10 protein-coding genes are annotated in these 12,349 nt (G+C 64.7%); 9 read left to right on the top strand and 1 reads right to left on the bottom strand.

Annotated features, from left to right (window positions below):
* Positions 1 to 166 precede the first annotated feature (166 nt).
* The 6 genes from RX330_RS26410 to RX330_RS26385 all read left to right on the top strand — a co-directional run bounded on the left by RX330_RS26410 (position 167) and on the right by RX330_RS26385 (position 6,218).
* On the top strand, positions 167 to 994 hold the full coding sequence (locus RX330_RS26410) for an HD domain-containing protein (protein ID WP_212081241.1): 828 nt from the start codon (positions 167 to 169) through the stop codon (positions 992 to 994).
* 34 nt (positions 995 to 1,028) lie between these two features.
* Entirely contained in the window at positions 1,029 to 1,925 is an 897-nt protein-coding gene (locus RX330_RS26405; RefSeq protein WP_317240419.1) for an alpha/beta fold hydrolase, read from the top strand.
* Between the two features lie 154 nt (positions 1,926 to 2,079).
* Positions 2,080 to 2,655 carry an HdeD family acid-resistance protein gene (locus RX330_RS26400; protein ID WP_317240418.1) on the top strand — a complete coding sequence of 192 codons (576 nt, stop codon included), beginning with the start codon at positions 2,080 to 2,082 and terminating at the stop codon, positions 2,653 to 2,655.
* Positions 2,656 to 2,785: 130 nt separating this feature from the next.
* The gene (locus tag RX330_RS26395; RefSeq protein ID WP_317240417.1) at positions 2,786 to 3,997 is read left to right on the top strand and encodes an ABC transporter substrate-binding protein; all 1,212 of its coding nucleotides are present in this window, start codon (positions 2,786 to 2,788) and stop codon (positions 3,995 to 3,997) included.
* A 185-nt stretch (positions 3,998 to 4,182) separates the two neighbouring features.
* Positions 4,183 to 5,397 (top strand): acyl-CoA dehydrogenase family protein, encoded by a 1,215-nt coding sequence (locus RX330_RS26390; RefSeq protein WP_317240416.1) that lies wholly within the window; start codon positions 4,183 to 4,185, stop codon positions 5,395 to 5,397.
* A 329-nt stretch (positions 5,398 to 5,726) separates the two neighbouring features.
* Positions 5,727 to 6,218, top strand: coding sequence for a septal ring lytic transglycosylase RlpA family protein (locus RX330_RS26385; RefSeq protein WP_317243973.1), 492 nt, complete (start codon positions 5,727 to 5,729; stop codon positions 6,216 to 6,218).
* A gap of 66 nt (positions 6,219 to 6,284) precedes the next feature.
* Here the strand turns inward: RX330_RS26385 and RX330_RS26380 are convergent, their stop codons facing one another.
* On the bottom strand, positions 6,285 to 8,024 hold the full coding sequence (locus RX330_RS26380) for a methyl-accepting chemotaxis protein (RefSeq protein ID WP_317240415.1): 1,740 nt from the start codon (positions 8,022 to 8,024) through the stop codon (positions 6,285 to 6,287).
* Positions 8,025 to 8,247: 223 nt separating this feature from the next.
* On the opposite strand from RX330_RS26380, the gene RX330_RS26375 reads away from it, so the two are divergent.
* The 3 genes from RX330_RS26375 (at position 8,248) to eutC (ending at position 12,156) form a co-directional block, all read left to right on the top strand.
* Entirely contained in the window at positions 8,248 to 9,630 is a 1,383-nt protein-coding gene (locus tag RX330_RS26375) for an ethanolamine ammonia-lyase subunit EutB (RefSeq protein ID WP_317240414.1), read from the top strand.
* A 157-nt stretch (positions 9,631 to 9,787) separates the two neighbouring features.
* Positions 9,788 to 11,374 carry a B12-binding domain-containing radical SAM protein gene (locus RX330_RS26370; RefSeq protein WP_317240413.1) on the top strand — a complete coding sequence of 529 codons (1,587 nt, stop codon included), beginning with the start codon at positions 9,788 to 9,790 and terminating at the stop codon, positions 11,372 to 11,374.
* Positions 11,371 to 12,156, top strand: coding sequence for an ethanolamine ammonia-lyase subunit EutC (gene eutC / locus RX330_RS26365; RefSeq protein WP_317240412.1), 786 nt, complete (start codon positions 11,371 to 11,373; stop codon positions 12,154 to 12,156). Before RX330_RS26370 ends, eutC begins: the two co-directional genes overlap by 4 nt.
* Positions 12,157 to 12,349: the final 193 nt, after the last annotated feature.

The following is a 12,349-nucleotide window of genomic DNA, read 5'->3' as shown; positions in this document are numbered from 1 at the left end:
CTGCCGCAACCGCGATGTCGCATAGCACAACGGTAACATATTTCCGTAATCGCGTTCCCAAGGGTTTGGCCAGCCGGCCCAAGATGGGCTATGCTTCCCGTTGCGTCGCGGACAATTATGAGACGTCGGGAGATGGCATGGGACACCAGCGGACGGGGCTGCATCCATGATAACCTTACCGAGACTGGCGGCTGAATCCCTGGAGCAATTCCTCGGCAAGTTCATGCGTCGCCGGTACGATGAGACTTCTGCCAATATCGTCGAGAGCGCGACCCGCACCGCGATGGAATGCATCGGCAACAGCGATGCGCTCTACCACAATATCGAGCACACGATGCTGGTGACGCTGGCGGCCCAGGCGATCCTCGGCGGCCGAAGCCTTCATACCCACCTGTCGGCCGAGGATTACGTCCATGTCCTGATTGCCTGCCTCGCCCACGACATCGGCTATGTGCGCGGGCTGTTCGAGGAGGACGATTCCGACGGCTTCGTCATTGACGCGGCCGACACCAAGATATCGTTACCGCGTGGTGCATCGGATGCGAGCCTGATGATGTATCACGTCGATCGCTCGAAGCTCTACGTGACCCGGCGGCTGCGGCATATTCCCGGTGTAGATCCGGAGCGCGTTGCCCGCGCCATCGAGGGGACACGCTTTCCGGCCCGCGAAGGCCAGGACTATGACGACGAAGCCTCGATCCTGCGCGCCGCCGACTTCATCGGGCAGCTCGGCGATCCCAACTATCTGCGCAAGGCGAACGCGCTCTATTACGAGTTCGAGGAGGTCGGCATGAACCGCCAGCTCGGCTACGACTCGCCCGCCGACATCGTGAACCGCTATCCGCAATTCTACTGGAACAGCGTCGCGCCCCACATCCAGACCGAGATCGGCTATCTCAACAAGACCGAGATCGGTCGGCAATGGATCGCCAATCTCTACAGCAACGTGTTCCGCGCCGAGCGCGACATCTCGCTGTCCGGCCCGCAGAGATAGTTCGGGCGACTGTCTCCCGGCGCCGCGAGCAACCATGCAACAAAAAACGATCGCCACGGATATCCTCGACATCGCCTATCGCGAATACGGCGCGCCGGACGGCTGGCCCTGTATCATGGGCCACGGTTTTCCCTACGACGTGAACGCCTATGCCGAGGCGGCGCCCCTCATCGCGCAAGGAGGCGCGCGGGTGCTGGTGCCCTGGCTGCGCGGCTATGGGCCGACGCGGTTTCGCTTTCCCGGGACGCCGCGCTCCGGCGAGCAGGCGGCGCTCGGCGCCGATCTCTTGGCCTTCATGGACGCGCTCGGCATCACGCGCGCGGTGATCGGGGGCTATGACTGGGGCGGACGCGCGGCCTGCGTGGTCTCGGCGCTTCATCCGGAGCGCGTGATCGGGCTCGTTTCCGGCAATTCCTACAACATTCAGAACATCGCCCGCGCCATGGAGCCGGCCTCGCCGCCGGAGGAAGCCGCGCTCTGGTATCAATATCTCTTCCACAACGAGCGTGGCCGCCTTGCGCTGGAGCGCAACCGCCGCGGTTTCGCGCGACAGCTCTGGTCGATGTGGTCGCCGAAATGGGCGTTCGACGACACCACGTTCGAGCGGAGCGCGGTGTCCTTCGACAATCCTGATTTCGTCGATGTCGTGATCCACTCCTACCGCCACCGCTACGCGCTGGTCGCGGGCGATCCTGCCTATGCCGCGATCGAGGCGAGGCTCGCAGGCCAGCCGGCGATCCGCGTCCCGACCATCGCGATCGACGGCGACAGCGACGGCGTCAATCCCGGCACAGCCCATCACGCGCGCAAATTCGAAGGCTCGTTCGAGCGGCGCGTCTTCACCGATGCCGGCCACAATCTGCCACAGGAGCGGCCGGCCGAATGGGCGCGGGCCGTGCTCGACGTGCGCAAGGCGGCCGAGCGCGCCTGACCATCGAAGGCGAGACCAGACATTTTCGCTGCATTCGATCTTGACTTGCATCAATGTTGCTGCCGGACGGCGGTGTTCTGCTGGCTGTCGTCCCGGTACGGCTCGTGCTATCTTGAATTGTGCGTCGGGGGCTTCGCAGCAGGAGTGAACCGCCATGACAAGTGCTTCGGATACGTCTCCCCACGGGAGTCTCGGCTCGGGCATTGCTGCGCTGCATGCCAAATGGGGCTGGATCGTCGCGCTCGGTGTCGTCTATCTGATCGCCGGCTTCGTCGCGCTCGGCAGCGTGGCGATGGCGACGATAGCGAGCGTGGTCGTGGTCGGCGCCATGATGATCGTCGCCGGTGTCGCCGAAATCATCGGCGCATTCCAGTTGAAAAGCTGGGGCAAGTTCCTGATCTGGGCCCTGCTCGGCGTGCTCTACGTCATCGCGGGCTTCGTGACCTTTCAGAACCCGCTGCTCGCGGCGGTGCTGTTGACGCTCTTTCTGGGTGCGTCACTGATTGCCTCCGGCGCCATCAGGTTGTTCCTCGCCTTCAACATGAAACGTGAGACGCCGTGGGTGTGGGTGGCGGTCTCGGGCGCGATCACGCTTCTGCTTGGCCTCTTGATCGTTGCGCGCTGGCCGGTCAACAGCGTCTACATCCTCGGCCTGTTCCTCGGCATCGACCTCATCATGGCGGGAGCCGGATGGATCAGTCTGGGCCTCGGTCTGAAGCGGCGTCGTTGACCGAGCCGGGTCATCAGCAACTCGACGCAAGACCGTGTGACGCAACTCCGTTGATCTGACGCGCTGACAAAAAGCAGCGCGCCGCGCGACCGCCTCATGGCGTAGCGGGGACAATCATCGGGGAGAAACCATGAAAGCCGCATTGGTGTTGGCCGCAGCGCTGGCTGCCGCCTGCCTGTCCACGCCCGCCGCCGCGCAGAAATCCTACGGTCCCGGCGTCAGCGACACCGAGATCAAGATCGGCAACACCATGCCCTATAGTGGGCCGGCCTCGCCGCTCAGCATTACGGGCAGGGTGATCTCCGCCTATTTCGACGAGGTCAACGAGAAAGGCGGGGTCAACGGCCGCAAGCTCAATCTGATCTCGCTCGACGACGCGTTCTCGCCGCCCAAGACCATGGAGGCGGCACGCCGGCTGGTCGAGGGCGACGGCGTCGCCTTCATCTTCGCGACCATGGGCACGGCGCCGAGCTCGGCGATCGCGAAATATCTCAACAGCAACAAGGTCCCGCAGCTCTTCCTGATCAGCTCGGCCTCCAAGTGGAACGATCCCGCCAACATGCCCTGGTCGATGGCGCTGCCCTGGGCGCCGAACTACACCAGCGAGGCCGCGATCGACGTCGCCTATGCCCGCGCCAAGAACCCGAATGCGCGTTTCGCGGTGCTCTATCAGAACGACGACGCCGGCAAGGAATATCTGCGCGGCGTCAAGGAGGCGCTCGGTGCCGACGCCGACAAGGCGATCGCGATGGCCTCGAGCTTCGAGGTCGCCGACCCCACCGTCGATTCCCAGGTGCTGACGCTGGCGAATACGAAAGCCGACGTCTTCCTGATCTATTCGGTGACGCCGCGCGCCTGCGCGCAGGCGATCCGCAAGGCGCATGAGGTCGGCTGGCAGGCGACGCGCTTCATCGCGAGCGGCTGCGCCAACAAGGCCACCGTGATGGTGCCCGCGGGCCTCGATGCCGGAAAGGGCGTGCTGTCGCTCGGCGCGCTCAAGCCGTTCGTCGAGACGCCGAAGAACGATCCGGCGATGTCTGCCTATATCGATTTCATGAAGAAGCGCCTGCCCAATGCCGACGTCAACAACGTCGCCGGCCTCTACGGCTACACCGTCGCCGAAGCGCTGGTGGTGCTGCTGAAGCAATGCAAGGACAATCTCACGCGCGAGAACATCATGGCGCAGGCGGCGAATTTGAAGAACGTGCCGCTGTCGCTGCTGATGCCCGGCATCACGCTCAACACCACGCCGCAGGATTTCCGCCCGATCAAGGACGGCTATATGCTGCAGTTCGACGGCAACGACTGGATCGTCGCGAGCGAGCTGCTGAAGGGGACGTGAGGCGGGACAGATAGCGACCACGGAAACGGTTCATCCTCTCCCCTTGTGGGAGAGGGTGGATGCGCGAAGCGCAGCCGGGTGAGGGGTCTCTCTCCTCGCGAACGGTGTTGCCGGAGGAGAGAACCCCTCATCCGGCGCTTCGCGCCACCTTCTCCCACAAGGGGAGAAGGAAGAAGGAGGCTACCATGGACTTTCAACACTCTCCCCGTTCGCTCGAGCTGCAGGAGCGTGTCCGCCAGTTCATGCGAGCGCATGTCGAGCCGGTCGAGGAGCTCTACTACGAGCAGGTCAAGCCGGAAGCATCGCGCTACAAGACGCCGCTAATTCTGCAGGACCTGAAGCGCCTCGCGCGCGAGCAGGGGCTCTGGAACCTGTTCCTGTCAGGCGAGCACGGACCGGGCCTGACCAATCTCGAATATGCGCCCGTGAAGGAGATCATGGGCCGCATTCTCTGGGCGCCCGAGGTGTTCAATTGCTCGGCGCCCGATGTCGGCAACATGGAGGTGCTGGCGAACTACGGCACGCCGGCGCAGCAGGAGCGCTGGCTGAAGCCGCTGCTCGAGGGGCGCATCCGCTCAGGCTTCTCGATGACCGAGCCGCAGGTCGCCTCCAGCGATGCCACCAACATCCAGTGCGAGATCAAGCGCGATGGAAACGACTACGTCATCAACGGCCGCAAATGGTTCACCTCGGGCGCCATGAACGAGGATTGCGAGATCCTGATCGTGATGGGCAAGACCGCGCCTGACGATCCCGATCGCCATCGCCAGCAATCCATGATCCTGGTGCCGAAAAATACGCCCGGCGTCCGTATCGTCCGCGACATGCTCACCTACGGCTATGACGACGCCCCTGTCGGCCATCCCGAGATCGTCTACGAGAACGTCCGCGTGCCCGCAGAGAACATTTTGCTCGGCGAGGGCCGCGGCTTCGAGATCGCGCAGGGGCGGCTCGGGCCAGGCCGCATCCATCATTGCATGCGGCTGATCGGCTGCGCCCAGCGCGCGCTGGAATTGATGTGCCAGCGGTCGGTCTCGCGCGTTGCCTTCGGCAAGCCGCTGGCCGAGCAGGGTTCGGTGCGCGAGGACATCGCACATTCCTTCTGCGAGATTGCGCAGGCGCGCCTGCTCACGCTGCAGGCCGCCGACAAGATGGACCGCGAGGGTAACAAGGCGGCGCGCGACCTCATCGCCGCTGCCAAGATCGTGGTGCCCAGCATGGCCGCCCGCGTTATCGACCGCGCCATCCAGATTCACGGCGCCGCCGGCGTTTCGCAGGACACCTTCCTCGCCCGCGCCTATGTCTACGCCCGCTTCATCCGCATCGGCGACGGCCCGGACCAGGTGCATCTGGCGGCGGTGGGCAAGGAGCTGATCAGGCGCGGCGGGGTGATGGGGTAGGAGGAGAAGCCTCCTGTTGCCGAACAACGATATGCAACCTGTCCTGCAGTCTCGCGCTGTTGGGAAGTGGCGCAAAGCGTTCATACCGCCGAACACGTAAGACTGCGACGCCGAGCCTCGCTTCCGGTGTCATGCTGCTGACGCAATCGCTGTCTTAGACGGTGGCAACTAAAACACTGTGTGGGGACTGCTCTGGTTCCCACGACGGTTCCGCAGCCGGGTTGGCTGGATTCCGCACGAGATTGGCGCAAGCCTCGAACGCTTTCGCGTTCGCTTGCCCATGTTGCGGCGTCGTGAACCGGACGATCGAGAAAATCAAAGGAGATGTAATGGTGTTCCGCTGGAGCGCTGCGATTTGCAGCGCCCTGATTGCGCTTGTCGTTTCTGTAACGGTCGCTCGAAGCGAAACAGGTAGGGTTCATTCAAGCGCCGTCGTCGATGCCGCCTCCGGGGAAGCGATCGTCGGCGCAGCATCCACGTATAATCCGTTCAAGCCCGGCAAGGAGGAGGGCGGCCCGAGCACAGCCTCCGGCGAGCGCTATGATCCCTCGGTTTGGACCGCTGCCATCAAGACGAGCTTGCGTCAGAAATTTGGTGGAATCAAATTTGGAGCGAGACCGAAATATGCTCTCGTCGAGGCCGTCGGCAAGAAGGTCATCGTCAAGATCAACGACGTCGGGCCGCTCAGGCCCGGTCGCATCATTGACCTCAATGAGCGGACGATGCGCCACTTCGATCCGAGCATGGAACTCGGAGTCATTCCTGATGTCTCGGTCAAGCCGCTGTCTGGCGACTATTGGATCCCTGGGCCCGTTGGCTGAACGCTATGCCGGAGGAGGACCGCGTTCCCATGTCGACCGCCGTCGTCGCGAGCGGCGGGCGCTTCGTCAGGCCGCCTGGGTGATGCGGCTCTCCGCCGACCCGGCGCGCAGGTTCTGGAAGAACTTCTCCACCTCGCGCGACAGCGTGTCCGCCGTCTCGGTCAGGCTGCTCGCCGCCGTCAGCACGGACGCCGCCGCGGTGTCAGTCTCGCCGATGGCGTCGCGCAGCGAGGTGATGTTCGCCACGAGCGTCTCGTTGCCCTGTGCGGCGCTCTGCGCGTTGGACGAGATCTCGCGCGTGGCCTGATCCTGCTGACTGACGGCGCCGGCGATCGCTGAGGTGACCTCGTTGATCTCGCGCACCGCGCCGCCGATCTCGCGCACGGCGTCGACCGCGTTGCGGGTCGAGGTCTGGATCATCGCGACGTTCTCGCCGATCTCGGCGGTCGCCTTCGCGGTCTGTCCCGCCAGCGCCTTCACCTCATGGGCGACGACGGCAAAGCCGCGGCCGGCATCGCCGGCGCGGGCGGCCTCGATGGTGGCGTTGAGCGCGAGCAGGTTGGTCTGCTCGGCGATCGCCTGGATCAGGCTGAGCACGCCGTCGATGCGCTGCGTGGCCGCGGCAAGGCTCTCGATCTCGGAGATCGATTTCTCGGTGCGCTGGCCGGTCTGCTCGACTGCGCCGGCGCTCTGGCGGACTTGGCGGCCGATCTCCACCACCGAGGCCGACAGTTCCTCGGCCGCGCCCGCCACCGCCGTGACGTTGTGCGAGGCCTGCTCGGTGGCGTTCGCCGCCGTGCCGGCGCGGCTATTGGCGTCCGCGGTGACACGGGTGATGGTCTGTGCCGTCTCGCGCATGACCGAAGCGTTGTCGCTGAGGCCGCGCATGATCGCGCCGATCGCCTCGCCAAACGCCTCGACGGATCGTTCGATGTGACGGGCGCGCTCCTCGCGTGCGGCGGCGTCCTGCGAGACCTGCGAGGCGAGGTTGCGGTTGCGGCCCATCGCCTTCTGGAAGACCTCGATCGCGCGGGCCAGTGCGCCGATCTCGTCGGCGCGGCGGCTATAGGGCACCACGACGTCCTCGGTCCCGTCGGCGACCTGCTTGATGGTCGCGGTGATGGCCGAGAGGGGCCGTGCGATCGAGCGGGCGATGATGACGATGCCGATCACGACCAGGGCCAGCGCCACGCCGCCGAGACAGGTCAGCACGAAGGTCAGCGTGCGATTGGTCTCGGTCTGCTGCGCGATCTGCCTGGCGCGTTCGGCATAGACCTTGGAGAGGGCTTCGAGGTCCTTGTTCAGCGCCGAGCGGACGCTGCGATTGGCGTCGTTGTCGCCCCATTCGCGGCCCGCGGCCGCATTGATCTCGACGCCGCGGCGCACCAACTCCTTGCGGAATTCGACGAACTGCTCGATGCGCTTCTTGAAGGTGGCGAACTGCTCGGCGTCGTCGGCCTTGACGATGGTTTCCCAGCGCTTCACGACGTCGAGGATCTGGGCGTTGAACTTGAGCAGACCCTCGCCGTATTTCTTCACGACGGCGGGCTCGGTGGACATGTAGACGCCGCGCGACTCCATCACGACCGCATAGACCAGCGAGTTGACCCGCTCGACGTTCAGTGCGGCAGCATTCGCCGTCTCGATCGCGCTGGCCAGGTCGGCACTGCGGCGGCTGTTATACTCGGACAGCCCCGCGATCGCCGCGGTGAGCAGGGCGAACAGTGCGAAGATCGCATAGAGCTTGGTGGCAAGCGTGAAGCGGCCGACGAGGCCGGCGGCATTCCCAGATCGGTCTGATGTCATGGCGTTCAAGGGGCCTGAGATGGCCTGGAGCGGCCGGTGAGCACGGTCGTTTGGATTTGATGCAAAACTATGCAGAACGAAGATGGATGCGGCGTTAACGGCGGGGTTGGGCGCCTAGCCCTTAGTCGAAAGAAAAGTAAGATATTTCAGCGCCTTGATCTGAGGGTATAGTCTCGGGATCGCGCTGGACGCGGCCGTTGGCCGACGAACCCCGGAGAGGCCCTTGATCTACCGTCACACCATCGATGCGACGAGCTACACCTTCCCGGACCTGCGCGATCTCCTTGCCAAGGCGACGCCACCGCGCTCCGGCGACCGGCTGGCCGGGATCGCCGCCGACACTGCCGAGCAGATGATCGCGGCGCGGATGGCGCTCGCCGACGTTCCGCTCGCCCAGTTCCTGCAGGAAGCCGTCATCCCCTATGAGGCCGACGAGGTCACCCGCCTCGTCATCGACAGCCACGACGCCAAGGCCTTCGCGCCGGTGGCATCCCTGTCGGTCGGCGGCTTCCGCGACTGGCTGTTGTCGGATGCCGCAACGCCAGACGTCCTGCGCGGGCTGGCGGGCGGTATCACGCCGGAAATGGCGGCTGCAGTGTCGAAGCTGATGCGCAACCAGGACCTGATCCTGGTGGCGCGGAAATGCGAGGTCACCACCGCCTTCCGCAACACCATCGGCCTGAAGGGCCGGATGAGCACGCGGCTGCAGCCCAACCATCCGTTCGACGATGCCAGGGGCATCACCGCCTCGATCCTCGACGGCATCCTGCTTGGCGCCGGCGATGCCTGCATCGGCATCAATCCGGCCAGCGACGATCCCGCCGTCATCGGGCAATTGCTGCGGCTGCTCGACGAGATCATCGCGCGGCTGAAGATCCCGACGCAAGGCTGCGTGCTGACCCATGTCACGACGACGCTGTCGCTGATCGGGCAGGGCGTGCCGGTCGATCTCGTCTTCCAGTCGGTCGCCGGCACCGAGGCCGCCAACCGCAGCTTCGGCATCGACCTCAAGCTTCTGAAAGAGGCGCAGGAGGCCGGACTGTCGCTGCGGCGCGGTACGGTCGGGCAGAACGTGATGTATTTCGAGACCGGCCAGGGCTCGGCGCTGTCGGCGGGCGCCCATCATGGCCTCGACCAGCAGACCTGCGAGGCGCGCGCCTATGCGGTCGCCCGCGCCTTTGCCCCGCTATTGGTCAACAGCGTGGTCGGCTTCATCGGCCCGGAATATCTCTATGACGGCAAGGAGATCATCCGTGCGGGACTGGAGGATCATTTCTGCGGCAAGCTGCTCGGCCTGCCGCTCGGGATCGACATCTGCTACACCAACCACGCCGAGGCGGACCAGGACGACATGGACAATCTGCTGACGCTGCTCGCCGCGGCCGGCGTCACCTTCATCATGGGCGTCCCCGGCGCGGACGACGTCATGCTGAACTATCAATCGACGTCTTTTCACGACGCGCTCTATGTCCGCGACGTCTTCGGTCTGCGCCGCGCGCCGGAATTCGACGACTGGCTGGCGCGGTCGGGAATTGCAGGCGCCGATTTCCGACTTGCCGGCGATGCAGGCCTGCTGCCCGATTTTGCCTCGCGGCTGATCGCGTGAGCGGTCCGAAGCATCAAAGTTTCCCTTCAGGAAACCATCGGCGTCTTTCGGAATTGTGCTTATGCCACAATATTGAGAAATTCCGGCGGCAGCATTACGCTATATGTCTGGCTGGCAATTTCCGCACCATTCGGTCGAGCGTGGCGGGGGAGCTTTGATGCGAGCTGAAAGTAACGGAACGTCACGGCGGATTCTCTGCGTATTTCCGCGATACACCTCTTCATTCGGGACGTTCGAGCATTCCTATCCCCTGACCGACGGCGTCCGCGCCTTCATGCCGCCGCAAGGGCTTCTGCTGATCTCCGCCTATCTGCCGAAAGACTGGCAGGTCAAATTTGTCGACGAGAACCTCCGCCGCACGACCAGGGAAGAGTTCGAATGGGCCGAGGCGGTTTTCGTCAGCGGCATGCACATCCAGCGCCAGCAGATGAACGACATCTGCCGCCGTGCGCATGAGTTCGACCTGCCGGTCGCGCTCGGCGGCCCCTCCGTCAGCGCCTGCCCGGATTATTATCCGTCGTTCGACTATCTCCATGTGGGCGAACTCGGCGATGCCACCAACCAGCTGATCGACATCCTGTCGCGCGACACCTCGCGGCCCGAGCAGCAGGTGGTGCTGACCACCAAAGACCGCGTGCCGATGACGGAGTTTCCGATCCCGGCCTACGAGCTTGCCGACGTCAAGAAATACTTCCTCGGCAGCATCCAATATTCCAGCGGCTGTCCCTACCAGTGCGAGTTCTGCGACATCCCCGGCCTCTACGGGCGCAATCCGCGCATCAAGTCGCCGCAGCAGATCATCGCCGAGCTCGATCGCCTGCGCGAATGCGGCATGACCGACACCGTCTATTTCGTCGACGACAACTTCATCGGCAACCGCAAGGCAGCCCTGGACCTGTTGCCGCACCTGATCGAATGGCAGAAGCGGACCGGCTACGTGGTGCGGCTCGCCTGCGAGGCGACGCTCAACATCGCGAAGAGACCAGAGATCCTCGAGAAGATGCGCGAGGCCTATTTCGTCACCATCTTCTGCGGCATCGAGACGCCGGATCCCGACGCGTTGAAGGCGATGCAGAAGGACCACAACATGATGGTCCCGATCCTGGAGGGCGTGCGCACCATCAACTCCTACGGCATGGAGGTCGTCTCGGGCATCATCATGGGGCTCGACACCGACAAGCCGAATACGTCGGAGGCGCTGCTCGACTTCGTCGAGGAGTCCCGGATTCCGCTGCTCACGATCAACCTGCTTCAGGCGCTGCCGAAGACGCCGCTATGGGACCGGCTGGAACGCGAGGGACGCCTGATCGAGGACGACGCGCGCGATTCCAACGTCGATTTCCTGCTGCCGTACGACGAGGTCGTCGCATCCTGGAAGCACGCCATGGCGGTCGCTTATGCGCCCGAGAAGGTCTACGCTCGCTACCAGCATCAATGCGACCACGTCTATGTGCGCCGGCTCAAGATGCCGAGGCCGGACGAGATGAAGACCTGGCCCAACATCCGGCGCGGCCTCGTCATGCTGCGCAACATCTTCTGGAAGGTCGGTGTGCTCGGCGACTACAGGCGCGTGTTCTGGAAGTTCGCACTGGGGCGCATCATGCACGGAGATCTCGAAGGCCTGATCGGATGCACCCTGATCGCGCACCATCTCATCACCTTTGCGCGCGCGGCCTCCAGCGGCAGGCAGAACGCCTCGAACTACTCGATCCGGCTGCGTGAGGCCGCCGTTCCCGCCGAATGAGTGAGAAGTCCGTCCCGGCTCGCCCGACCATCGACCTCAGGTCGTTCACGCCCGCGCGCGTTGCGCTCGGCCGCAGCGGTGCGAGCGTGCCGACCAAGGCGCTGCTCGATTTCACGCTCGATCATGCCCGCGCCCGCGATGCCGTGCACGCCGCCTTCGACGCCTCGCGTATGGTCGCCGATCTCGGCGCGCTTGGACTTGCCGTGACCGAGGTCAGGAGCCAGGCGGTGGACCGCGGGGACTATCTGCGGCGGCCGGATCTGGGACGACGGCTTGAATCCGGCTCGGTCGAGGTTCTGGCGCAAGCAGCCGCGGCGCCGTGCCAGCTCGCGCTCGTGATCGGCGACGGCCTGTCCGCGGCCGCGGTCCACGCCCATGCGGTGGCCCTGGTGAGGCACCTGCTGCCGTTGCTCGCGGAACGGGATGACGTCGCGGTCGGCCATGCCGTCGTCGCCTCGGGCGCCCGCGTTGCGCTCGGCGACGAGATCGGCGCTATTCTCGGCGCGCGCATGGTGGCGACGCTGATCGGCGAGCGGCCGGGTCTGTCGGCGCCCGACAGTCTCGGCGCCTATCTGACGTTCGCGCCGAAGCCCGGCCGGACCGATGCCGAGCGCAATTGCGTGTCCAACATTCACCACGCCGGGCTCGGCTATGACGAGGCTGCCTTCAAGATCGCCTGGCTGGTCCGAGAGGGGCTGGCGCGGCAGGTCAGCGGCGTGGCGCTCAAGGACGAGAGCGCGGACCGCGCGCCGCGTCGAATTGGCACAATCTCGCCCGGATGACCGGGGGCAGACCCGAAATCGCCGCATCTTGATCGATTCGCCCACACTTCGCCTGCTTGCGAGAAGGGCGATTGACCTGCTAAACCCCCCACGGCGATTTTCCGCGCATTTTCAAGGGGCAAGCCTCCCATTGGTATGGCGTTTTCAAGCCGTTCGCGGGGCGCGATAAGCTCTCAAGACCGAGCCGATTTAG

This window comes from Bradyrhizobium sp. NDS-1, assembly GCF_032918005.1.
Taxonomy (GTDB): Bacteria; Pseudomonadota; Alphaproteobacteria; order Rhizobiales; family Xanthobacteraceae; genus Bradyrhizobium; species Bradyrhizobium tunisiense.
The sequence above is the reverse complement of the archived record's forward strand: the minus strand, read 5'-3'. Positions and strand labels throughout refer to the sequence as shown.